This window comes from Halorubrum tebenquichense DSM 14210 (assembly GCF_000337415.1).
Taxonomy (GTDB): domain Archaea; phylum Halobacteriota; class Halobacteria; order Halobacteriales; family Haloferacaceae; genus Halorubrum; species Halorubrum tebenquichense.
The window spans coordinates 1-23,463 of record NZ_AOJD01000080.1 but is presented as its reverse complement, the minus strand read 5'-3'; the positions used below and the strand labels follow the sequence as shown (position 1 = coordinate 23,463).

Sequence of the window (23,463 nt, the reverse complement as noted above, 5' to 3'; positions counted from 1 at the left end):
CGTCGGGTGACGCGGTTGCGTCACCCTTGCCTGCTGTGACTTCTAGCTCCAGCTGAGAACTGACCAACAATCCTCTACCCAAGAGCGTTATCAGTTTGTTGTCGTCGCGGAGCTGTTCGCAGAACGCGATCAGGACCGCCCACCTCGCTTACGTCCAGTCGATCTGTCTCCTCGAAGTTCCGTCCCGACCGAATCGTCGATCGCGATCCAGCCGTCGGTGTTTTCGCATTCGATGAACACTACCTTTCTTGAATAGTGGGACGGTTGTAGTCCTTGATCCTAACACTAGTGTAGAGATGGCCTTCTACGAGTGGAATGTTCCTCTCTGGACATCTCTGAGCGTATGCGAAATTAACAACGACGGGACCGAAGAGATACTCGTCGGATACGGTGGTGGGCGAGTTGTTATGCTTACCTATTCGTCGTGACTGACGTTCGCTGATCGTACCAGAATCGCCATACTACCACGCACTGTCTCTCATCCTGCAGTATGAGAACGCAACGATCTACACCGACTGATGATGAACCGAAGAACGACACTACAACGCGACGGCGCTACCTCAAGGGCACGCTCGGCGCTGCTACCACCGTTGCGGCTATCCCCGCTCTGAGTGGTGTTGCAGCCGCACACTTTCCCCTTGAACTTGATATCGATATTCAACCAAATAACGCAGAGAATTTTATTGACGTAGACGAACACGACTCAGTATCGGTTGCCGTCCATCCCTCGGAGTTCCTCAACGGTGATGGTGAACGAGAGACGTTCGACCCCACGGACGAACCTGTGCGCTATCGGTTCGGGTCCCGGTTCGTTGTTCAGGACGGCGAAGGTGCACGCCCACTTGCCGACGGGGAGGTCACTGAGATCGAAAGCTCTCATGGTGACAGTCACGAAGTGCTAGTTCTGGATTTCCCGGTTGACGACATGGGACTTGATGGTGAGGAGGAGACTGGATGGCTGTACTGGGAGCGTGATGACACCGGCGAACACGGCTACGCTGGCGTGGACTCCGTCAGAGTCTACGGTACGGAGACATCAAACCGAGAATCTCTAGATTTGCTGAGACAATTGGTGAGCGGACGCACTTAATCGCCAGGGCGCGAACAATACCACTGGATGGGAAATTCGGACAGACCGAGTGGCGACGATCATTTTGGAGAGCGACGATGAACAACGTTACCGGCGACTTGGCGGTCGCCACCGTGGTCGGTAAGTGGAACGACGCTATCGGCTTCGACGATGGCGTGTGGGCTCGGTGAAATAATCAGCGTCCGACATCCGTGGCCGGTGAGAGTCTCACAACCTCCAGAAACAACTCTATTTGTACTAGTACAATCGGACCAGTAGTATTTAGTACTGGCTTCGACATAGCATATATTGTGGTAAAACTGACTATCCCATATATACGGTAGGGTTCGAGAAAGGAATCCGACAATCAAACACATGAACTGCCCAGACTGCGATAACGACCGCACACGTGTCCTCGATACAGGCTCAAACGCGAGTGGAGATACTGTGCGGCGGCGGCGCGAATGCTGCCGTTGTTCGTTCCGATTTACCACATACGAGCGCCCAGAATGGGACTCGCTCCAAGTGAAAAAGCGGAACGGAGACATTGAGCCATACGACAAGCAGAAACTCCGTAACGGCATCATTCGAGCCGTAGAGAAACGACCAATAACAGACGAGCAAGTCGCAGAACTGCTGGAGACAGTCGAGGCAGAACTGCGGGCCAGAGACGAACGGATTATCTCGTCGAGTCTGATCGGCGATCTTGTCTCTGAGAACCTTCGGACACTTGATCAGGTAGCCTATATCCGATTTGTCTCAGTTTATAAATCATTTTCTGAGCCACAAGAATTCCTAAAAGAGCTTGATGCGGTCTTAGATGCGGAGCTAGACGATTTCGAAGACCCGAACAGATCACAATGACACAAACGCACACGAAACAGACGTACTAATGAGTAAGAACGAAACCACGAGTGGAGAAGCAGAGTCCGACATCTTCTCCGAACGAACACATCTGAAACCGTACGAGTACAGCGACTTCCGTGACTACACTGATGCGATACGCAACAGTTACTGGGTACATACGGAATTCAACTTCTCGGGCGATGTCCAGGATTTCAAGGTTAACACGACCCCTGCGGAAAAGACTATTATTAAGCGGACAATGCTGGCTATCGCACAGATCGAGGTGCAGGTGAAAACCTTCTGGTCAGATATCTACGAAGAGATGCCTAAAGCAGAGGTCGGCAATGTAGGTATGACCTTCGCGGAGAGCGAAGTGCGACACATGGACGCCTACAGCCACCTGCTTGAGATCCTCGGAATCGAAGACGACTTCGAGCAGGTGACTGAGGTTCCTGCTATCAAAAACAGAATCGAGTACCTTGACCGGTGTCTAGAAACCAACGAAGAGAATGACAAACAGGAGTATGTGAAAAATATCCTCCTGTTCAGTACGTTTGTCGAGCACGTCTCGCTCTTCAGCCAGTTCCTGATAATGACGAGCTTCGACAAGCACGAGAAGAAGTTCAAGGGGATCGCAAACGCCGTCGAAGCAACCAGCAAAGAAGAACAGATCCACGGGCTGTTCGGAGTTGAATTGGTCGAGACGATCAAAGAAGAGAACCCGGAGATGTTCGATGATGAACTCGAAGCGGATGTCCAAGAGGCTTGTCAGCAGGCTTATGAGGCTGAGATGGACATTCTCGACTGGATCTTCGAGGACGGCGAGCTGGAGTTCCTCCCCCGAGAGCACGTTGATGAGTTCCTGAAGGATCGGTTCAATCAGAGTCTGGAGAACGTCGACGTGGACCCAGTATTCGAGACCGATGACGAGCTGCTCGAAGAGACGCGGTGGTTCGATGAAGATATTATGATGACCAAGGACAACGACTTCTTCAGCAAGCGGTCGACCACGTACAACAAACACACACAGAGTGTCACGGCAGAGGAGATGTTCTAATAATGTCGCAAGCAGAACTCACCAAAGTAGAAAAAGAACACCAGGAACCGTTCTACTGGTTGAACGACGACAGCGTCGAGTTCCTCCGAGAGGGATACCTACTCGAGGGCGTTGATCCGAAAGAACGGATCAGACAGATCGCAGAGAACGCCGAAGAGATCCTCGACGAAGACGGCTTCGCAGACCGGTTCTACGAGTATATGAGCCGCGGGTACTACAGCCTCGCCAGCCCGATCTGGGCAAACTTTGGACTGGACAGAGGCCTCCCCATCAGCTGCTTCGGCAGCTACATCGAGGACAGTATGGAGAGTATCCTATACACCCACGCCGAAGTGGGTGAAATGACGAAGCTGGGCGGAGGTACGAGCGGATACTTCGGTGAAATACGTCCACGAGGCAGTCCGATCACGAACAATGGAAAAAGTAACGGGAGTTATAGTTTCACGGAGCTCTTCGACACCGCGATCAACGTCGTAAGTCAAGGTGAAACCCGGAGAGGCCAGTTCGCGGGCTATATCGACATCGAGCACGGCGACCTCGATGAATGGCTCAACATCAAGACCGAGGGTGACCCGGTGCAGGATATCTACTACGGCGTCATCATCGGCGACGACTGGTTCCAGGAGATGGTCGACGGCGATACCGAAAAGCGAGAGAAGTGGGCGAAGATCATTGAGACGCGGATCAATATCGGCGTCCCGTACATTATCTTCAGAGGCAACATGAATGAGGGGAAGCCGCAGGTGTACAAAGACAAGGACTACCAGATCAATGCGTCGAATCTCTGTACCGAGATCGCGCTCCCCGCTAACCCGGATGAGAGTTTCGTCTGCTGTCTCTCAAGTATGAATGCGCTCCACTACGACGAGTGGAAGGACACGGACGCGGTCGAGACGTTGACTCGCTTCCTCGACGCCGTGATGGAGGAATTCATTCAGAAAACGGAAGGGACGCAGTTCATGGAGCGAGCTGTACAGTTTGCCAAGCGGCATCGAGCTATCGGTATCGGTGTCCTCGGATGGCACAGCTACCTCCAGAGCAACATGATCCCGTTCGATAGTATGGAGGCGATGCAGAAGAACGAGAGCGTGTTCCAGACGATCAAAGAGAAGAGCTACGCAGAGAGTGAACGACTCGCCGACGAGTTTGGCGAGCCAGAGGTGCTCGAAGGGTACGGACGGCGGAACACAACCACGATGAGCGTGGCCCCGACAAAGTCGAGCAGCGTCATCCTCGGACAGGTAAGCCCGAGTATCGAACCGCTGAAGGCGAACTACTTCGTGAGAGACGGCGCGAAGCTCAAGTCAACCCAGAAGAATCGGTTCCTTGAGGCAATCCTGAAGGAGCGAGGGAAAGACAACAGAGAGGTCTGGGATAGTATCGCAAATAAAGATGGTAGCGTACAGCATCTCGACTGCCTGACGGATGAAGAGAAGGATGTGTTCAAGACCATGGCCGAAATCCCACAGATGGCCATCATCAACCAAGCAGCGCAGAGACAGGAACACATCGACCAGGCGCAGAGCATCAACATCTCGATCGACCCTAGCGAAGTCAGCACAAAGGAGATCAATCAGCTCTACATCAAAGCATGGGAGAAAGGCGTGAAAAGTCTCTACTACCAGAAGAGTGTGAATGCCGCACAGAAGTTCAGCCGAAATCTTCTCGAATGTAAGGCCTGCGAGAGCTGATCTTCTATTGGAGGTGTGATAGTATGATCGCATCTAAAAATTATTAGATTTTATATATCGCTCATGGGAAGCACGTTGTTGGTAGAGTAGAGCCGTCACTGTGAAAGCGTAGCGGGCAAGGGTGACGCGACGGTGAGCTGTGTTGAATCGCTGTAAGGTGTAGAGACTCACTGTTTGACGAAGCGCTTGATGTTGTAGATCATACACATCAGGGTAATCTCACGGAACTCGCGGAACCACAACCGCGCTCGCACGGCGAAGCCGAGCGAGCGCTTCACAGCTGAGTTCACAGTTTCGGTCATATGCTCGGAACAGCGCGTGAAGTCGGCTCGGCTGTGGGAACTTGTTTCCAGATCCGAATCCGCCGTGTTCGCGATCGGCCCGAGACGTGGCCGCGTCGGCGGCCGATTCGAAGTTGTTAGACACCAATCCGGTACTGACTCGGGGTTTCGTTGAGGGCCCCTCGAACTGCTCTCGGACGGCGTCCGTCACCTCCTGTGCGCGCGTCTCGATCCCATCTCGATCGTGTTCCCAAGACTCGGCGACCATTCGTCTTTACTTAAGTCTGATAGTAATATTTATCTGTAGCATCATGCCTAGTAGTATTTGAGAGCACTAATTGAACGAGCTAGACACCGTACCCACCGAAACCAAGCGATAAAGCAACCCTAGAAACACGGTTTTCTCGCCGTAGCGGGAGTAAATCGACAGAATTCGATCGGAAACTGGGCCCAGTTAGTATTACTGAGAGTATTAACTAAAGACGAATGTCGGCGGAGCGTTTGTCGGTATCGGTTTCAGAGTTGTTACGCAGTTCGGAACGCTACGTAGCCAAGAGTTCCTACTGGTCGGGACTGCGTTAGCCCTCTTAGGAGCGCTCGTCTACAGTATGATTTGGAAAGAGGGTGCGGTCGCTGATGTACGGTGGTGGGGAGCACAGCTCGTTGTAGGACTCGCCGTCGTGGGATTATTTGGACTCGCCTGGAGCGATATCGAGCGACAGGGCGGCACGACACTCGATATTGTCGTGCGAACGCTCCATCTGTGGGGTGTGGGCCTCTGGATCGGTGCTGCCCTCTGGCACAACGGGGTAGTCGTACCGGCGCTGGCGCGTGACGACAGTTCGATAGATCGGCCAGTTCAACGCTTTCAGCGATACGTTCCCCTCCTCGTGATTGGGGTGTTTGCGACTGGGGTGTATCAAGCAACTTCCTGGCTCGGAACGCAACCGTCGGTGTATCTTACGATATCGGTTGGGCAACTCGTCAGCCTCAAGCTAGTTCTCCTGCTCGCGCTCATTGTTTTTATCGGCGTGACACATCTCCGAACATCTCTCACGAACTCAAACTAATCGGCTGGAAACGGTATGGTATCGTAAATCTGGCTTCAGCACTGCGAATTTTTGTAACGACACGTTTGTCGAAATTGCTCTGTTGAAGAGCGATCTTATTAGCCGATATCACCGGTTTAGAAGGGTGAAGCCGAGGAAATCGAACCTGACATGGAGATCGACATCCTCGACTTCATTGAGCAATGTCGTGACCTAGCTAAACAAGCGTTAGGGAAGCACGCGGGCGAGCCCGCCAGCGGCGGGTTCGCCTGCTGGGTTCACGTCGTCTTACACTGTTTTCGGGTCGAAGACGAGCGCAGCTACCGTGAAACGCCGAATCGGCTGAAGTACATGGCCGAGGTTCGTGATGCGCTCAACTTAGATCAGGACGATCTCCCCGATCATACGACGATCTACAAGTCGTTTGATCGGCTATAAATGTGGGTGTGGCGGGCGCTGCTGCGCGTTTCCGCGCAGCAGCACCCGCAGTCTGGTCACGCTGCGCTCGACAGCACGTTTTTCGACCGCCGACGTGCGTCATCGTACTTCCGCCAGCGGGCAGTACGAACAATACAGACGCTCAAAGCGACGACATTGACTGATGTGGAATCACTTGCTGTTCTCGATGTTCACATCGCAGCACGGTGGAAGCATGATACAAAGACCGGACCGCAGGTCGTCCGCCGAAACGCGGACGACCTGCAGTCCGTCGCCGCCGATAACAGCTTCCAAGACTGGCATACCGAGTACGAAATCGCCGCACATGACGTTGAATACCTCGTTCACTACCGCGGCTCGTCAGCGAAAGCAGCCGCAAACAACGCACTCAACCGAGCAAATGGCTACTCTCAGCGGTGGATGGCCGAAACATCTTACTCGACAACGAAGCGCTCGCTCGGCGATGCCGTGCGAGCGCTGAGCTGGTATCGACAGTTCCGTGAAATTGTCCTCATGTTCGCCATCAGCAACATAGAACCGCTGTGTGAGCCGCTGTAACTGTGACTCAACGTTTATTCAACAGAGCATTATAATTAGTTCACTAATTACCAGATGGCAATGCGATATAGGGGTTCTATGATAACTACTAGAACTCGACTGACCTCCTTACTACATCCAGTCTCATTACCAGATGGCGGCAGGATTGCGAGTATCTATAATTAGATCGCTAATTACCGTACGGCAGCCGATTCAGATAGATTCATAATAAGCGGCCAAATTATCTTTCCAGTTCCTATAATTACCGGACGGTATCCGATTTGAGGTCTTATATAATAATATACATATAATATTTATAATATGGCTAATTACCAGATAGTGGCGGGATTCGGGGGATCCGTAATTAGTCTAACACCTCCGAAATCAACTACACACGTTCAGCCATACGATGAGAAAGCTTTAGAGATACTATGGGAAATCCTCTGGTTGTCACACATGTTCAGCCGAATTCACACAATTAGGGTTCAGGGGAGATGAAGTTCAGTAGATAGTCGCGTAGCGAACGATTCGGGACAGAGCCGAGAAACAACCCCGGAGAAAGAAAGAGCGGACGGAGCAGTGAGGCGAAGACTATCAGAATGATGATAGTGGATGGAACCCTCGGAGAGCGGCGCAGAAGATGGGTGTTGAGGGGACGACAGACCCATCCCCAAAAGCAGATGCGAGACAGACAGCGACGGGGGGAGACACACCACCGGCGGACAACGCCAGCAAAGAGAGACCACCGACGAGACGCACCAGCAGATCCGCGGGGGGCACCACCGACCGACTAACGAACGCGATCGACAACTAGCCCAGCTGGGGACGACAGGCTGAGAACAGCGCCGGCGAAGACCACCGACACATCGAACAGCGATCGACAACGATGACGGACACCGAAGCACCCCAGCGAGATCAGCAGAGCACTGAGAACGAATACCGAACCGCCTCAGCGAGAACAGACCAGCACCGACGACGGAGGGCGACCACCGAAACGAGACTGGACCAGCATCGACGACGAACAACGAGACGAGACCGACAGCGACAGCGACCCCAGGGGACACCTGTTACGACGCGACACCCGAGACTGAACCAGCGGCGGCGGGCGGCGACGACACCACCTGCGAGTCACCGTCGCGATGCGAGGGTGGGGGTGGGGACTGCGTCGACGACGTCGAGTGTTGCGGGCGCGATGCGAGATCGGGGGTGGGATGTATCAACGACGACACTGACACCACCGACTGCGGAAGCGACATCGCGACAGCACTACCACCGACAGCGACGTCAACGATGACCAAATCCCGAACCGACGAGCGCGAGCGAACAGCGAGGCCAGCCGAGACCTCAAACAGCGAACCGATGGCACAACCAACAACGACCGGACCAGCAGACGCGGGAGACAGCGATCAGCAGAGCAGAAGATGAGAGACGAGGGAGAGAGGTGGGGGTGTAGACTGACGAGGGATTATCGCTCTCGGATTGTCGTCGGCGATTCGTTCAGGGCGGAGCCAGTGAGCGTGTTCGGGGCGGAGCCAGATGGGGGCGTGGCGGCGGGGAGTAGCCGGGGCCGGTAGATACCAATTCGATATCTACTTGCCGGCATTAAGCCACTCACTCAAAAGCAGTCGAATCAACACAGGCACGAAGATCAGCTCATACACCGACGAGGGCCTAGATGGGATTATTCAGGCTATCTCTGAATACCATGACCGCTCATGTGTAGAAGATTGTTGATGGTCCGCCTTCTTGCGGTTTGACGGGTTTGTCTTCGGTTCGAGAATCATCTTGTAAACCGATTTCCGTGGGGTTTAGCACTCACTTCGAGTTCGACTGAGCTGTATCAACAATCTCCGCTAGAAGAGCGTACCATGACATCCCACAGTGTCGAGCAGTTGTACTGCTTCTCCGCGAAGGGGTCCAAGCACGCAAGATGCGATACCGGTACGAGCAGAGGGACTCGAAACTTGATCATCTCATCGACAATCTTGGTGTGAGTTCGACAACATCAGAGGTCGTCGAACGATTTGAGACGGCTAGCGAACGATCGTTGCCTGCCGGCGTCGCTGGTGTGGAGTTAACCGACAGTCCACTACCGTACTTTCAGAGCGTAGGGCATCATCCAGACCGATCGGACGAGGAGTCTGCTGTACAAAAGGAAGTCCTTGGTGAATGAGATGCGGTTGAGGAGACAGAAAAAATGATGACTGATCGACTCGTCGCTGGCGAGGTCTGTCGGGCATGGTGGGTCATCCTCACCACAGTCGTCCATCTCGGTACCAACATCAACGAAGTGATAGCGGAGAGAGTTAACATCAGTTCTTGCTACGCTAGACGTCGTTGATTTCAGACTCATCATCTATGAGAAGTATATTTTTAGCTACCAGTGGGAGTGGAGTGTGATTTAATAAGAGATTAAGACTACGGACTGATTCGAGCGGTACAGCCACTCAAAAACGAGAATACAGTGGACGCGATTTGTGACACGAATATAAAAGTCACAATCGCTCATTTGCCGGAATAGCACGATCCGAGAGAACTCCCCCGGCGCTCGGACGCCGGAGGAATCGTGCTGCCAGACCAATGACAGCAGGCCAAAGTACCCGGGTCAGGAGTCATAACTCTGTCTCTCAGAGCGCCACTCCACAAACGGACCCACTGACACACAGCATCGTACAAACCGCCCACCAGCGTGACGAAGCAGCCAGTAGCGCAGACATCCATACTATCGGCAGTCAACTTCCCGACTCAACCCGAGAGTCGCAGCCATGCCGACAGGACAATCTCGATGAGTACCTAGCTAAGTACGGCTCGTCAAAGAGACGGCAATCATATCGACGGACGACCCACCCACGGAGGCGAGCTGAATGACGAACACAGCTGACGAGACGGCATCGCTTGCTATCCCTATGGATCCCGATGTCGCGTTCAATGCACTCGGAAATAGTCGCCGGCGTCGCGTCGTCTTATCCGTATCACGCGCTTCCAAGGCAGTCCCTACTGATGAGCTCGCAATCGAGATCGCGGCCATCGAAAACGCAATTGACCCCAGCAAGGTCGGCAGCGACGAACGCACGTCGGTCTATATCGCGCTGACCCAACAGCATCTCGAGACCCTCGATGAAGTCGGTGCAGTCGACTACGATGACCGCTCCAAGACAGTAACCGCGACAGACGCAACTGAACCACTCGCCGAGTACATCCGCCGACTCCAGACAGCCTGCTACAAGCCAGATTCTGAGGAGACCGCATGACTGATACACAAGCCCGTGCTCTCGAGACGCTTCGAGACATCGACACCCGCCTCCATCGACTGTTTGAGGCGGTTGACGAAGCCGATGAAACAACAGCCACACCGGCAGACCCTCTCGCCACACTACGGCGAGCACGGTCACAGATCGATGCTGCGCTGTTCGAACACCAACGTCGAACGGATGACCGTACACTCCCCGACAATGGGTCATGTGTCCTCCAGTGGGACCTACCTCGTACTCCACCGCGACGGCTTATCCTCGACCCAGACAACGACGGCAACACTTGGACCCGCCGTGAACTCGAGTGGACAGGTGAAAGCTGGCGTATCTGTGGTCGCGACAGTGTCACCGACGTTGCGATCAGCGCACCAGCGGAACCACAATATCCGAATCCCATTGACCCGCCGACGATCGAGACACAGCTCGACTGGATTCGCGGTACGTGGACACATCCGGATCCAGACGTCCTCGTCTTCGACGCAACGGCGACAACTGAACAAGGTGTGCTTGGGGCCGTCGACGACGAACTGCGGTACCGGGAAGCCGACAGCCCTCAGTGGGTCACCGTCACCGACGAAGCAGCACTCTCCCACCATCTCCAAGAACAGGGTCAGCCAACCGTCCGAGCACTCTCAGAAACCTCACTGGCACGCCACCACTTCACCCCCAGCCCACTTACACGATGACCCCGGACAAATCTCACCTCCCAGACGGGTACGCAGATCACCTGCGCTCGCTCACGGAGACACTCATGTCACTCCGTGAAACACTCGAAAGCGACCACACGCTCACAACTGACCAGCGGATGTTCGCCCGCCGCCTCATGCATCTAACCAGCCAGCCGATTACGGAGGCCGAACGGATACTCCCTGACCCAGATTGTGATGATGACTCGACCGACGACAGTGTGCTAGATTCTGCCGACGACTACGCGAATGCGCTCGCTCACGTCGAAGAACAGTTATGCTGGCTAATCCGCTCACTGCGGGCTGCGCTGGTAGACGCCAACTATGACGAAGCACCCGCTGAGAAGTTCACAACAGCGCTTGAGCACGCTACAGCGCTACGCGACATTCTTCCCACGGTGCCAACAGAAAGTCCAGTACTGGCCACTCAAGCGGATATCAACCCTAGCAAAATCGACCCACATGTCGGGGGTCGTGGTGACAGTGATGGGCGGTGGCTTGAGTATCAACTCGATCGAGCACTCAACCGCTGGGGATACGGGGCGGCAAGACGCCAGCACATCTTCAGTCTCGAGGTTGATGTCGTCGCTCGGCGACGAACGAAACAGCAGGAACCTAGCGACTGGATCGTCGCCCAGTGTAAAGACTGGACGACGGATCCAATCACACCGCGTGTCCTCTTTCGGCTCTGTACGGTAGCGTTTGCCTGCCGTGCGATGCCAGTACTCTGTCACACAACCGAACTCACTCCGCGAGCCGAAAAACTCGCACGCGAACTCGAAGTACGGGTACTCACACTCAAGGATCTAGAGCGTGCAGAACTCCCTGCTCCACATGTAGCGAAGCCGACTACGGCACTTAACGAGTGGGGGCCGCAGTATCAGGCTCGAGAGGATCGCGGCTCGTTCCCACTAATGTTCCGTGGGGAGCCAGGGAAACGCTTCAGCTACGTCCCAGGGTTTGCTCCCGTTGGAAACGGTGCCGACTACGAGCCAATCGAGAGCGACCAAGACGACGATGATGCCCATCCTGCTGCTGGTCATTAAGCCCGGTAGGATAGAGTGTTGAGTAGCTAACTAGCCAGATTTGGACTTCTATTCTCAGAGTTTTTGATCTTCTTCGAAGCACCTCCGCGGTTGGTTTCACCGGCACTCATGGGGGTGTCCGATATTCTCAGGAACCCTACTTAATCACGATTTCTACAGAGGAAACAAGGTGAGTGCCTCGGAATCAAGCCCGAGGCGGGTCACCGACGCAGTCTGGGAGTAGCGACACGATATGCTTCCTATTCTATCCGGGACGACGACCCTGCGAAACTGTAATATCACCTTCTAATAAGTCGTAACAAGGATGCCAGTTCCCGTCGACGAACTCACAGCTAATGAGCTGTTCCCAGTTAAACCAGAATCAAACCAGTGTAAGGCTCTCAGCTTCCTTGTTACACACCACGAGTACGGATTCACGCCACGTGAAATCGCAGCTCGAACAGCCCTCGACAAGACAACTGCTGTGAATGCCTTGGCTCGGCTCTTCGAGAACGAACTCATTAATCGAGCAGACGATGTGTATTATATTGAGCCACATCAAGTCGAAGAGCAAAAACATCGTCTTGAGTCCCTTGATTCAGCCGTCCGCCTATTTGAGGCGACACCCAACGACGACAGCTACGCTGAAGAGGGCTGGGAACAAGAAGTTCCAAGCATCGATCCAGATAACTGAATAAAAATATCCAGTGAGGGGAGTCGAAAAATAGTACGGTTTGAGCGGAAGTTCTCATTGTGGGAATCAGGAGACACCCGTTCAAGGAGAGAAAGAGATATTCTTAAGATCTGATATAGGGTCGAAAACCCGGTATCTACCCCCACCCCCCTTTTGCGAAATGCAACGCGGGATCTGGGGTGGGGGTGGGTCCAGCAGAAGAGGCCGTGAGACCGCATAAAACACGGATATTAGCGGTTAGATTATCTGTGACGCCCGTTTTCTAATTAACCGTTTCTATAGGAAACGCTTAATAGAAAAGCGTTTGAACAGCACCCGCACTACAATTAACATGAGTGCCAACGAGGGATCGAGGACGGCACCCGACCAGCAGACAATACAGCAGTCTTTTCTTTTGTTTCTCGTGTTTAGAGACCGTCTCTATCGTGTTTTCACCGTGTGAACCGGCAACCACGAGCCCCCACCCACCCGCCGATTTCACCCAGAGCATTTCGCAAACGGGGGGTGGGTGTGATTTATTTCGAGATAGTGAGGAGAACGGTCATCACCCTACCAAGAGGAACCGTCTAGATCACTTAGTGAGGCCTTCGTCTGAGTCGATACACGATGAACCCGTGGTGGTGGCGGGGCGGTAGTGGTTAGATAGTTGGGGCGCTCTGGGCCGTGTCGTTTGTATCTCCCAAGGGAAGGTGCAGTTAGAAAGGGATGAGCGCGTTCGTCACTCCAGACATCGGTGATACTGATGTGGTCAGCGGCTGTTCCCCTCTCAAAGCTAAGCATAGGATGTCCACCGACAGACAGTCGTCTCGGTATTTGACTACCGCCACCCGACGACCGGAACGATTCTGATGACTGGGCGCGAGAGACGTACGCCCGAACGGACGGCCCGCGAAGCACTCGAGATGTATCTCGCACAGGCGATCACGCGGTGTGAGTCGCCCGTCGTCCGCGCGCATCTCGAGGCAGCCCGCGAACAGTGTCGCAATCTCCCGCCGACGCCGCTTGTGGAGTGTCCCGTCTGCGGAGCGACCGGGCTCCCAGAACGGATCGCCGTCCACGATCGCCCGGCGGTCGCTCGCAACCGCTGAGGTTGTCTTCTCTCCTTTTATACCGTGTCTTGGAATTTCGCTACCAGCATCGCTCGGAGTTATGTGGAGCTACAGAAAGATCGTGTTAACCAACGAATGCGAGACAACGCTGTTTACTGTTGGTTAAAATGATAGTTGGGATTGTCTGCTGACGGGTACGGTTCGCTCACATCGTAAACCAGCCAACAGGGACTCACTATTTCTCTTGTACATCGGGCGTATCCACATCAGCTAACCGGCGTTCAAGATCGTCGATTCGGTCAGAGACAGTTGCTGGCTGTTCGAGGGGGCCTTCGGCATTCAGCGCCTGCTCGTACAATTTCACGGCGCGTTCCAGCTCCTCCACTGTTGGCTCGTCAGCTTCCTCCCGCCAGTAGCTATCCGCGAGTTTCTTGTACGCCCACGGATCCTCGGGGTAGTCTCGAATGAGCGTCTCGAACTCGCTTCTGCTCTTGGTCACTCGTCCTAGATCTGTCAGCGAGTCAGCGACGAAGTGGCGGAAGTCTAGGAGGAACTCGTCGGGTGTATCCGGAAACTGGGTACAGATCTCTCGACAGAACTCGAGACGTCGCTCGTGATAGGTTGGGTCGTCCGCTGCCAGGGTGGCAAGGTCGTTGTCGAGTGATCGCAGAAATGCTTCTAGGGAAAGTACATTCGGAAGGTGATCGTCAGCCGCTTCGATTGTCGTGATGTCGTCCGGCGTGACGGCGACGATGATCTCCCAGGCATTCAGCCACTGTTCGCAGGCTTCGGTGTCGTCCCCCTGCTCACGGAGTTCTCGACCGTCCTGTACCAGGTCATAGATCCGTTCCCGATAGGGGAGATCGGGTGCCCATCGGCTCCAGAGCACTTCAGCTGCCATCCAGATGAAATCCTGATCGTACCCCGACGCGTTGACGTCGTGGTCGTCCTCCCACTGGTCGGCGAGTGCCGTTGTGGAGTCAACCGCGGCCGCACGGTCACAAAACGACGCTTCGGTCGTGTCGATACCGTGCTCGGCAAGCTTGTCCGTGATCTCCCTCGTCGATAGCGCTTGTACGTCATGTAACTCCCACCGCTCCTCCGACTGGCGGTTAGTCGCCGGGGTCATGCCTACTGCTTCCTCCGTGTCTTGCTGCGAATGGGTGGCATCGCTGTCGCTTTCTTTGAGGTCATGGTTGTCGAGGTACTGCTCAACCCGTTTGGTGTCGATCCGACCGAGTTCGTCGGACTCGTGGTCCTCGTAGAGATGCTTGCGGATATCGGATTCGTCCGCGAAGGATCGCTCACAGTACGGGCAGTCGGCCATTGACTGCGTGTTCGTGGAGTGTGGTAAAAAAGAGCGGGGCACCTGTCCGCTCGTGGCCATTGTTAGGGTCGTTTCTCGTCGATGATCGCGGCTGTCTCGGTCGCTGCGATCGGGTCACGTTCTTCGAAGAATTTCTCGATCTCTTCTGGATCGTACACCTCCCTGACGATGCCGTAATAGCGCGAGGGGGTTCCAAAATCGTAGACCATGCTGAGTTTGTCGCCGTCCCAGAGTGTCGCACGTTCGGCGATGTCAGCAATCGTTACCTCGCTTGCGTTCGTGTATGAGGGGTCTCTGACCTCGGTAAACTGCTGATCTGGGATGATATTGAGTGTTGAGTCGAGGTATTCGTCTTCGAGTCCATACATTCGAAGATGCAAGTCATTGAGCGTGGTGAACCGACAGACGAGCCTGTCGAGTTCTGTCATAGTTGTTTCGGGCCGGACGGCGATGTCATACCACTCTTTGCGGGCACGCCCCTTCTGTTTCCATCGGAGACGGTACCCGACTGTCCCGGTGCGTTCGTCGACGTCATCGCATTCGTGCTGTTCTCCTCGCTTCGCATGTTCGACTACCGCTGTCCAGCAATACGAACATATCTCGTCCGGCGCATCACCTTCGAGGGCCGTCTTGTCGAAACCTTTCCAGTCGGCGTAGTCCCGAAGTGTAATGTACTCGCTTGCGGGTGAACGTGTACTCCGGTCACACAGCTTTTTGCCTGGTAAGTCCTGTCGAGGTGCGTACGGCGACCCGTCCGCTGAGTCTGCTTCGAGGTTGACGATGTGGTCGACAGTGCCCACTTGGCTGACTTCGATAACAAATCGATCTGTGGTATCCGTGTCAGTCATTATCTCAATTGTGCTATCGATCTTCGAACTCCTCGAGTAACTCTTCCAACATCGGTCGGAGCTTGTACTTTTGAGAGTGTTCATTCCGGAGATCCTGTACGCAGGCCCGCCACTCGTTGAGCTCGCCCGCAGCGTCGGCCGCATTTCCGGCTGTCGCTAGCCAGTCTACGGCGTGTCGATACTGCTGTGATTTTCCCTCCTCGATGATCGGTTCGGCCTGTGCTTTACAGGCGTCGATCGTCCACTCTGGGCGCTCCTCGAAGACGGCGTCGGCGACCGGTTCGACCACCATGTCGTCAGAAAACCGGTCCGCGATGGCGATGGCCTTGTCGTACCGCCCGGCGTACAGGAAGATCTCGACATGTCGTTGCGCATTCCGCTTGCTCGTATCTCGGTTTGCAAGCGATTCCAGCATCTCCTCGCGAACAGCCGGCCAGTCTTCACTCGCGAGTTCTTTTGTCGCTTGGTAGGCCGCGAGTGTCGGTGCGGCTTCGAACGCGGCGACGGCCGCCTCTAGCGCCACCTCCGGTTCGTCCAAGCTGGCGGCTCTGTCGCGGAGCCACTCGGCCAGATCTGCCTTCCCGTTGCCGTCTAGGGACAATCCGTACTGGGCTATCTCTAGGGCTGCCTGTGGTCGGTCGTGTTCTCGGAGTGCTCTGGCCAGTGTGAGTGCGTTGTCGGGCGCGTGCAGGTTCTGCTGGCCATACTCGATCGCCTCGTCGATACGGCCCTCCTCTACGAGCAGCGTCGTGTAGTCGCCGATCTGGTCGGTGGCGGCCGCCAGATCCAGATATTCGTCGACATGGTTCTGTCGTTCGAGGACGTTGAGTCTGGCTTTAATGACGTCCTCGGCGTACCACGGTGGGTTACCGTCCCAGAGGGCAGCGTACCTACTGTTTGCTCTCATCTCTCGCTGGACGACGTCGAGGGCGACGCTGTACGGTGGTCGGTCCGTATAGCTCTCCATCTCACGCTGCCATGTTTGTAGTCTTGCCTCCCAGTCATCGCGTTCGGCGTCGGAGAGATCAGCCGTGAGGAGTGCCTCGGCCAGCGCCGTGTCGACCTCATCAAAAAACTTGAAAATGGCCTGGGAATCGTCGTACGAGAGCGCGAGCCACGCTTTGTTCATCAGTTCATCTGCGAGTGGTTCGAGAACATCCAAGGCCGTCTCGCCGTCATCTGTTTCAATAGCTGCCCACGCTTGATCGAGCAGGTCGCCAAGCTTCTTGACGTCGGTTTCGACTGCTGTATACGGATCCTGAGTTCGGCCTCCACGTCCCGTCGGGGGCTGGAGGATATACTGAACTTGCTGTCGAATCGAGTCCTGGTTTATCTCTGGGCTCTGGCTACCGGAGCCGTCAACAGTGGCGTCCGACTGGGCTGTTTCGAGTTGCGATTCGATCCACTCTCCTAAGTCGGGCTGGCGTTCGACGAGATCAACAAGGAGGTTCTGAAGTTCCGCTGGATCTGTGTCAGCGACCAGCTCGGAGATCGGTGGGCGCTGGCTGACCTCGTCGGGATTGCGGCTGTATGTCAGGAGGACGGCGACACGATGCTTACAGATTCCACCCTGATCGTACGGGCAGGAACACGTCGTGTCCACGATACCAGTCTCATCCACCTCGATCTGGACCTGATAGGGCTCGTACTGACTCCCTTCGACCGACGCTCGCAATCGGTCGCCTCGACACGTGATGTCACGGACAGCCCCCTGCTCGTAGTAGTCCTCGCCTCGATCGTATGACTGCGGTCGAGCGAGGGTGCGGATGGCTGCCTCGGTGATCGTTGGTGTCTGTGCCATCGGTGTCTCTTCTGTCTCCCTTCTACGATGTCGCTCGATAGAAAAGGCTAGGACATCGCGCTCGTTGATACTCTTTCATCGTCGACAGAATTTAGAACTCTGTGCGAACTGTATCGGTGGTTGCCAGTAGTTCATTGAGGAATGCTGTGACGAGATCATCCGGGTCGTGCGGAAGGCTGTCCGGCGGCCCTTCCCAGAGTTCGACTGTAAATTCTCGTGTTTCTGTTGTCTGTCCCTCACTAGCGATAACCATCAGAATCGCGTGCTGATAGATCACGATTGTCCGCTGGTCGTCGACATCAGCGAGGACCTGAAAGAGACCCGTTTGCAGGAATTGAAGGATCGACTTGCGGCCAGTGAAAGGGAGGAGGCAGACGTACTCCGCAGCGAGATCGAGGACTTGGAAGATCGGATCGATGAACTCACGAGCTTTCACACCGGCTCTGAGGTGCAGTAAGGAATGACGAGTATCGCTGTCGGGTGACTCCTGCACCGGATCCGGCGGCGACAGCTTCTCATTCGATCCTCCCAGGCTGGCCGCGAGTCCGATCAGTCTAAACGGTCAAGCGATCCATAGAGTTCCTCGTTCTGAATATGGGTGCAGAATTGCGCGCAGAGCCGACAGCAGTCCGCGGCATCGGTGAACGTCCGGACGCTGGCGTCCCAGCGTGTGTGGACGGCGCCAAGCATCGCACTTCGAACCGATGGTTCGGTCGCAACCATGACCCGTCGCGTCCGTGTTGGTGGCGTCGCGTCAGACGCCGGCCCCTGCATCCCGGCTGTCGATAGGAGGTCCTCGAGTACGCTCCCGATTTCGATCCCGACGCCGAGGTTATCGCCGACCTGTGGAGCGATAAAAATCGTTGCATTACTCGCCTGCGCAAAGGCGATACTCTGTGTGGCGGCATCCATCTCATCGAGCGGGATCCCGACGTCAATCGCGAGAAAGGCATTGAAGCCACGGTCGCGGAGGCAGTCCCGCGTTTCCTGCAGGAGCCGCAACACCTCGTCTTCGGCGTACTCGCCGCTGGTCTCGTCCCACGTTGCAAATGACGGGGCATCGGTTTCGACATCGGCGTCTGCCGGCAGCAGCGCGTCGACGTCGAACGTCCGGTATGGGCCCATCAGATAGACGAGAAACTGTTCCCGCTGGACTGGAGCGAGTGCCTCCGAGTCACCGACGGCACGGGAGAGATTGTCGATAATCCGTTGCCGCATTCGAGTCGTTGATTCAGGACGATAGTATATAAATATGGGTATTCTCAGAGATATTCTAGTCGAGAATGACTAAGTACATGGCGTCCTAACCTGTGGTCTGAGGCGCCCCCAAATGTCCGAAACTGATCGCCCGCCAACAGAGGACGTTCGTCGGCCGGACCCGCCGCTTCCCAAGGATAGCGGGCTGACCCTCGAGGAGTATCTCGCGATGCAACAGGCGATCGGCCACCCGACGCGGTTTCGGATCCTCCGCACGCTCGTCGCCAACGACGAACTGAGTGCTGCCGATCTCAAGGCCGCGGTCGACGTCGAATCCCACAACTTCCACTACCACCTCGACGAACTGGTCGATGTTGGGCTCATCGACAAGCGCCAGCGACGGACCGCTGACAGCCAGGGCTTCTATACGTACTATCGGCCGACAGCGATGGGGCGCGGTATCCTTGAGCACGGTGTTGAAGAGCTGATGCGTCGTGAACGGGAATTCAACGACGCTTATTCATAATATCCTCTTCCGCGTAGTCGCAGGCGGACGTCAATCGAGGGCACCAAACCCCTCGTTCCGCATCAGTTCAGCGACACGCTTGGGATGGTGAAATGCGGCGAGAAGGGCGAACTCTCGAGCGTCTGTTTTCGAGATCTCGTTCACTCCAAGCTGGTTGGCAAGTGTATTTCGGAATTCAGTTTCCTGATCCGCTACTTTATCTCGAACATGGATTTCGAGCCGTGTGTCGCGTTCGTCACCGACGTTGTTCCGCCGGACAAAATACGGATATTCCTCGGGTGGAGAACCAGCTGCTGCCTCTTCTGTGGCTCCTTGTGTCGGTGCGGTTGAAGAGGTCTGTTCCCTCGGTTTCGATTCAGGCTTTTCGTCCTCGGTTTGAGTCTCCGTTGTTTCGGCGGGAGTTTCGTCTTCTTCGTCAGTTTCGTCGCTCTCCCCGAAATCAAGATTCCCTGAACCGGATTTGAAATTGTTCATGCGGTTGTCACCTCCGTCGTATTAGCCTCTCGCAGGCTGATGATCTTCTTTTTGTGATCCTGAATCTCGAGTTCCAGTACTGGGTCGACGTCGGCGTCGAACGTGTCGGTCGCGATGAACCAGGCGAGTTCATACAATTTCTGTAGCGTCTCTATTTCCCTGTCACGCACCCGCCGCTGACCGGGTTCACTCACCATCTTACCATCCTTCTCGAAGGTTTTCCATCGCTCTTCGATCACCTTGAACGCCGACCCTCTGGCCTCCCACATGGCATCCATGAGACTTTCTCGATTCCCGATGGTGACGGGGGTGGCGAATGCCTCGGTGTCCTCGAACTGTTGCTGGTATTGCCGGTGGGCGTTCGTTTGACCAACACCTGATGGAACGACACAGGACAGTCCAATCTCGATATCCAATTGACTCTCCATGTTACCGACGAGTTCCTCCAGTCCTTCCAAACTCAGATTCCCCTTCCCAGCTGGTTTGACGGGTGCGACGAGTGTCCGTAGTGCGAAAATGGCGTTATAGAGTAGGTCCTCCGCTCGTGCGTTTGGATCGATAAGGACAGCGTCATATTCGTCGTGTAGTTCCTGCTTGTTCCAGAGCAATTCATATAGCAGTTCATACCGGGGATACTCTTCGCGGCTCATGTTCTGCATCCCTGTTTCGTAGGATATCTTCTGCTCTAGGTTGGATGTAAAGTCGCTGAGCATATCGTGGCTCGGGATGATATCGACGCCTTCAGCAGTTGTTTCGATGAGATCGTGGAAGTCTCCGTCTGGCATGTCGAGGATGTGTTTGACCAGATTATCCGCATCTGGATCACCCCGGCGCTCGCCGACATCGAAGAGACTGGTCAGATTCCCTTCCTGCGGATCAAGATCCAGCACGAGGGTGTTCTGACCCATGCGCTCGAGCGCGACTGCGATATTGGCCGTCATTGTCGTCTTGTACGTTCCACCTGACTCCGAGTAAACTACGGCCGTAATCATACGCCTCGTAATCTCACCTCCTATAGTATAAATCTGTGTCAGACATCTGTGCCATATATCTGTAATAGATATCTGCTACAGCTATCTGTAATAGCTTACTGTAATCGTGGAAACTCCGTGATCCGCAGCCACTCAATAATTACAGATAGTTGTTATAGATAACTGTTACAGAACTCTGTAATGATGTCCGTGGCGAACTTGGTGAGTATGTAGCTGGCATCTACCAGATTGTTACAGACGGCTGTTACAGGCGTTTATGATGGACAAATAATAGATTGCGATTGATTCCGGGCTTGCATTTGATAGGATGAGACTCTCGTAACTCATGCCGAATCCTATCCCTATGGGACTCCTCCGGTAGAAGATGCGATCGAAGCTGGCTGGGTACAGCTTCTCGAAGAGGTCGACTACTCAAATTCATCGTTTCAGCGACCATAGATCTGGTTCGCGAGTATATTTCTGCCGCCACCGACTGTCTCCGAGCACACGATAGAGCAAGCAGATGCGGAAGTGAGTGGGGGGAAAGCAACACTCCTCGAACAGGGACGGACAGAATCGATCGCTATCTACACGAATGACTTACCGGCGGGATCGAACGCGCCCTCTCACAGCATGGCTAAGATCGTAGTTCAGCTCGTCAAGGTCTTCGATTTCGTCACATTCGTCGAAAATCGGCACCAGTTTTCTGGATGATTCCTTTCTGACGGACTGACCGCAGAGGATATGGTCATCATTCGTCGTTGATCTCAACAGGGCTCTACCGGTCACTGATCCGCTGGTCGGTCTGTGAAAACGCCTCGGTCGCCATGTCGGCACGTTCGGCCGCCTCGATGTGCTGGTAGGCCTCACGGACCTGTTCCTCACTGTTATCGAGATACCGCGCGGCCGCGGCGTAGCCAAATTGTCGAACGAGAACCTCACCCCCCCCACGCCGACCGCCGTGGAGTTCGAGATAGTTGCCATCGAGTGAGAGATCCAACTCGTCGCGACGCTCCGCAAGCGCGTCGTGGGTCCAGAGCCGCTCCATGATCGACCGTGCGCCGTCCGTGGTGAGCGGCTTCGGCGCGTCGAGGTCGTGTTCGGCAGCCACGATCAGATCGGGTGCCCCTGCTCGGACGCGCTCGATCGTGTCGTCGTCGAGACCAGCGTCGGCAAGCCCCTCAGTGACGTGGGAGGCGAGCGACGGTCGGTGAAGCGTCGTGAACACCGGCCACGAGTCCGGTACGTCCAGCACCTCGGCGTACCGTTTCAGCGGCGTAATAACGGGTTCAGGCAGCGATGCTTCCTTCCACTCGCGACTCTTTCGGAACACGGTGACGCTGCTGTCTGCGAACGACACGTCTCGCCATCGGATGCCGTTGCGGCCCTCGCGGTCCTCCTTCGGCGCGGAGAGGAACTCCGAGCCACGCAGGCCTGTATAGGCGATAACGTACACGAGGGCCTGCTCACGACACCGCTGATACGCTGTGAATCGGGCCTTCTGCTTGGCCTGCCATACCTCGCTTTCGGGGTCGCCCCGGTCGGCGTGGGAGACTTTGATCGCGCCGAGCGCGTCGAACGCCTCGGAGACCCGGCGGTCGACGAACTGCGTGATCAGGTCGCGGTGGATCGGCTCCCACGCCTGCTGGTCGCCTGGACGTCGGCCGTCGTTTTCGGGAAGTGGGTCTTCCGCATCCGACTCCCGGGCATAGTGCCGCGGGAGATACCCCTGTGCGTGCGCCCAGCCACACCACGAGGCGACGTGTGCGTAGTAGGTGAGTACGGTCCCCGCGGCGTACCCGGCGGTCGAGAGATACCGCGCGTAGTCCGAGAAAACAGTCGTGTCGAGGTCGACAAACCGGACGGTGTCGCCGTCGACGATGCCACCCCACGACTCCGGCGGCGACGCGTTCGCGGAGTCGGACGTGTGGCCGAGACACCAGCGTCGGAATCGATGTAACTCGCGCTCGGCGTCCGCTCGGTACGCACCCTCCTCGCCGGCGTCGCCCTTCCCCTTGTCCGTGAGGTATTTCGTGAACGTATCCTCGATCGGCGTCTCGACGGAGCGACGACCCGTCATCGGGCTTCCAAGTAGGGGTTGTGCCGTCGGACCACCGTTGCGGACGCGGTGCTCCGGCTGGAGTGACTTTCTCGGGAAGCGTGGGCCATAGTTCTGAATCTGCCTCGTTTGCGGCCACGGGTGGGGGTGACTAAGAGTTTACTCTGTCTTACCGGAATAAGACAAAGTAACGTATTTCTCGTGATTTGCTCGGATGTGAACGCAGATCGCTGGGATTCTGTCGAGAGAGGAGTTGTACCCGGATTGGTCGTCTCGATAAACTTTATCTCGCTATATAGAATCTGAGAAGTGGAGTTGCGAATGGCGGTGAAAACGTTCACGGGATAGACGCTATTCGGGGCAATACCCGATAGAAACAGCCGAGATTACGCTCTAATAACTATCGAATAACCAGAATTAATACAATATCTAAACTTATCTGGTGAAATATACCTCAGCAACTAGTGATGCCTCTCTCGAAGGGCTAACCCAGATCGGGCTCTAAATGAGTGTGATCAGCTCCTTGTCCAGCCAATCAAGAAACCGGCTGAGCGTTATCCGTGGCTTCTTCCGGGTTTTGATGACTC

General features: G+C 55.3%; 17 protein-coding genes and 2 pseudogenes. 10 read left to right on the top strand and 9 right to left on the bottom strand.

Annotation, left to right across the window (positions count from 1 at the left end; translation table 11 throughout):
- Positions 1-490 precede the first annotated feature (490 nt).
- From C472_RS16625 to C472_RS15250, 4 genes are all read left to right on the top strand, one after another.
- Positions 491-1,090 (top strand): hypothetical protein, encoded by a 600-nt coding sequence (locus C472_RS16625; RefSeq protein WP_206536593.1) that lies wholly within the window; start codon positions 491-493, stop codon positions 1,088-1,090.
- A gap of 354 nt (positions 1,091-1,444) precedes the next feature.
- Entirely contained in the window at positions 1,445-1,933 is a 489-nt protein-coding gene (gene nrdR / locus C472_RS16620) for a transcriptional regulator NrdR (RefSeq protein WP_006630753.1), read from the top strand.
- Positions 1,934-1,961: 28 nt separating this feature from the next.
- Complete coding sequence (locus C472_RS15255; protein WP_006630752.1) at positions 1,962-2,972, top strand: ribonucleotide-diphosphate reductase subunit beta; 1,011 nt, start codon at positions 1,962-1,964, stop codon at positions 2,970-2,972.
- 2 nt (positions 2,973-2,974) lie between these two features.
- Positions 2,975-4,663: a ribonucleoside-diphosphate reductase subunit alpha gene (locus C472_RS15250; RefSeq protein WP_006630751.1), complete on the top strand. Its 1,689-nt coding sequence runs from the start codon at positions 2,975-2,977 to the stop codon at positions 4,661-4,663.
- 167 nt (positions 4,664-4,830) lie between these two features.
- Here the strand turns inward: C472_RS15250 and C472_RS17910 are convergent.
- Positions 4,831-4,965 (bottom strand): annotated as a pseudogene (locus tag C472_RS17910) (IS5/IS1182 family transposase); the annotation flags it as partial.
- A 1,199-nt stretch (positions 4,966-6,164) separates the two neighbouring features.
- Between C472_RS17910 and C472_RS15240 the strand changes: the two are divergent.
- The 5 genes and pseudogenes from C472_RS15240 to C472_RS16595 all read left to right on the top strand — a co-directional run bounded on the left by C472_RS15240 (position 6,165) and on the right by C472_RS16595 (position 12,624).
- Positions 6,165-6,989: pseudogene (locus tag C472_RS15240) on the top strand (IS5 family transposase).
- Positions 6,990-9,832: 2,843 nt separating this feature from the next.
- Positions 9,833-10,219, top strand: a complete 387-nt coding sequence (locus tag C472_RS16610; RefSeq protein ID WP_006630749.1) for a DUF7344 domain-containing protein — start codon at positions 9,833-9,835, stop codon at positions 10,217-10,219.
- A complete protein-coding gene (locus C472_RS16605) occupies positions 10,216-10,905 on the top strand; it encodes a hypothetical protein (RefSeq protein ID WP_082238288.1) in 690 nt (229 codons plus the stop codon). Before C472_RS16610 ends, C472_RS16605 begins: the two co-directional genes overlap by 4 nt.
- A 65-nt stretch (positions 10,906-10,970) precedes the next feature.
- Positions 10,971-11,951, top strand: coding sequence for a hypothetical protein (locus C472_RS17635; protein WP_241433000.1), 981 nt, complete (start codon positions 10,971-10,973; stop codon positions 11,949-11,951).
- A 304-nt stretch (positions 11,952-12,255) separates the two neighbouring features.
- On the top strand, positions 12,256-12,624 hold the full coding sequence (locus tag C472_RS16595; protein WP_006630748.1) for a MarR family transcriptional regulator: 369 nt from the start codon (positions 12,256-12,258) through the stop codon (positions 12,622-12,624).
- 1,284 nt (positions 12,625-13,908) lie between these two features.
- Here C472_RS16595 and C472_RS15230 read toward each other — a convergent pair.
- From C472_RS15230 to C472_RS15210, 5 genes are all read right to left on the bottom strand, one after another.
- Positions 13,909-15,000: a tetratricopeptide repeat protein gene (locus C472_RS15230; RefSeq protein WP_006630747.1), complete on the bottom strand. Its 1,092-nt coding sequence runs from the start codon at positions 14,998-15,000 to the stop codon at positions 13,909-13,911.
- A 62-nt stretch (positions 15,001-15,062) separates the two neighbouring features.
- Positions 15,063-15,848: a hypothetical protein gene (locus C472_RS15225; protein ID WP_049906800.1), complete on the bottom strand. Its 786-nt coding sequence runs from the start codon at positions 15,846-15,848 to the stop codon at positions 15,063-15,065.
- Between the two features lie 13 nt (positions 15,849-15,861).
- The gene (locus C472_RS15220; RefSeq protein WP_006630745.1) at positions 15,862-17,649 is read right to left on the bottom strand and encodes an SWIM zinc finger family protein; all 1,788 of its coding nucleotides are present in this window, start codon (positions 17,647-17,649) and stop codon (positions 15,862-15,864) included.
- Positions 17,650-17,740: 91 nt separating this feature from the next.
- Positions 17,741-17,980 (bottom strand): hypothetical protein, encoded by a 240-nt coding sequence (locus C472_RS17630; protein ID WP_394295125.1) that lies wholly within the window; start codon positions 17,978-17,980, stop codon positions 17,741-17,743.
- A 218-nt stretch (positions 17,981-18,198) separates the two neighbouring features.
- On the bottom strand, positions 18,199-18,867 hold the full coding sequence (locus C472_RS15210) for a DUF7509 family protein (protein WP_006630743.1): 669 nt from the start codon (positions 18,865-18,867) through the stop codon (positions 18,199-18,201).
- Positions 18,868-18,979: 112 nt separating this feature from the next.
- On the opposite strand from C472_RS15210, the gene C472_RS15205 reads away from it, so the two are divergent.
- A complete protein-coding gene (locus C472_RS15205; protein WP_006630742.1) occupies positions 18,980-19,372 on the top strand; it encodes a winged helix-turn-helix domain-containing protein in 393 nt (130 codons plus the stop codon).
- Between the two features lie 30 nt (positions 19,373-19,402).
- Here C472_RS15205 and C472_RS16580 read toward each other — a convergent pair whose 3' ends face one another.
- The 3 genes from C472_RS16580 to C472_RS15195 form a co-directional block, all read right to left on the bottom strand.
- Entirely contained in the window at positions 19,403-19,846 is a 444-nt protein-coding gene (locus tag C472_RS16580) for a hypothetical protein (RefSeq protein ID WP_006630741.1), read from the bottom strand.
- Entirely contained in the window at positions 19,843-20,838 is a 996-nt protein-coding gene (locus tag C472_RS15200) for a ParA family protein (RefSeq protein ID WP_049906799.1), read from the bottom strand. The genes C472_RS16580 and C472_RS15200 overlap by 4 nt, the downstream gene beginning before the upstream one ends.
- Positions 20,839-21,595: 757 nt before the next feature.
- The gene (locus C472_RS15195; protein WP_006630739.1) at positions 21,596-22,897 is read right to left on the bottom strand and encodes a hypothetical protein; all 1,302 of its coding nucleotides are present in this window, start codon (positions 22,895-22,897) and stop codon (positions 21,596-21,598) included.
- Positions 22,898-23,463 lie beyond the last annotated feature (566 nt).

Excerpts from the sequence above, each read along its gene's own strand:
- C472_RS16625 (WP_206536593.1), top strand. The coding sequence starts at position 491 with ATGAGAACGCAACGATCTACACCGACTGATGATGAACCGAAGAACGAC.
- nrdR (WP_006630753.1), top strand. The coding sequence starts at position 1,445 with ATGAACTGCCCAGACTGCGATAACGACCGCACACGTGTCCTCGATACA.
- C472_RS15255 (WP_006630752.1), top strand. The coding sequence starts at position 1,962 with ATGAGTAAGAACGAAACCACGAGTGGAGAAGCAGAGTCCGACATCTTC.
- C472_RS15250 (WP_006630751.1), top strand. The coding sequence starts at position 2,975 with ATGTCGCAAGCAGAACTCACCAAAGTAGAAAAAGAACACCAGGAACCG.
- C472_RS16610 (WP_006630749.1), top strand. The coding sequence starts at position 9,833 with ATGACGAACACAGCTGACGAGACGGCATCGCTTGCTATCCCTATGGAT.
- C472_RS16605 (WP_082238288.1), top strand. The coding sequence starts at position 10,216 with ATGACTGATACACAAGCCCGTGCTCTCGAGACGCTTCGAGACATCGAC.
- C472_RS17635 (WP_241433000.1), top strand. The coding sequence starts at position 10,971 with ATGTCACTCCGTGAAACACTCGAAAGCGACCACACGCTCACAACTGAC.
- C472_RS16595 (WP_006630748.1), top strand. The coding sequence starts at position 12,256 with ATGCCAGTTCCCGTCGACGAACTCACAGCTAATGAGCTGTTCCCAGTT.
- C472_RS15230 (WP_006630747.1), bottom strand. The coding sequence starts at position 15,000 with ATGGCCGACTGCCCGTACTGTGAGCGATCCTTCGCGGACGAATCCGAT.
- C472_RS15225 (WP_049906800.1), bottom strand. The coding sequence starts at position 15,848 with ATGACTGACACGGATACCACAGATCGATTTGTTATCGAAGTCAGCCAA.
- C472_RS15220 (WP_006630745.1), bottom strand. The coding sequence starts at position 17,649 with ATGGCACAGACACCAACGATCACCGAGGCAGCCATCCGCACCCTCGCT.
- C472_RS15210 (WP_006630743.1), bottom strand. The coding sequence starts at position 18,867 with ATGCGGCAACGGATTATCGACAATCTCTCCCGTGCCGTCGGTGACTCG.
- C472_RS15205 (WP_006630742.1), top strand. The coding sequence starts at position 18,980 with ATGTCCGAAACTGATCGCCCGCCAACAGAGGACGTTCGTCGGCCGGAC.
- C472_RS16580 (WP_006630741.1), bottom strand. The coding sequence starts at position 19,846 with ATGAACAATTTCAAATCCGGTTCAGGGAATCTTGATTTCGGGGAGAGC.
- C472_RS15200 (WP_049906799.1), bottom strand. The coding sequence starts at position 20,838 with ATGATTACGGCCGTAGTTTACTCGGAGTCAGGTGGAACGTACAAGACG.
- C472_RS15195 (WP_006630739.1), bottom strand. The coding sequence starts at position 22,897 with ATGACGGGTCGTCGCTCCGTCGAGACGCCGATCGAGGATACGTTCACG.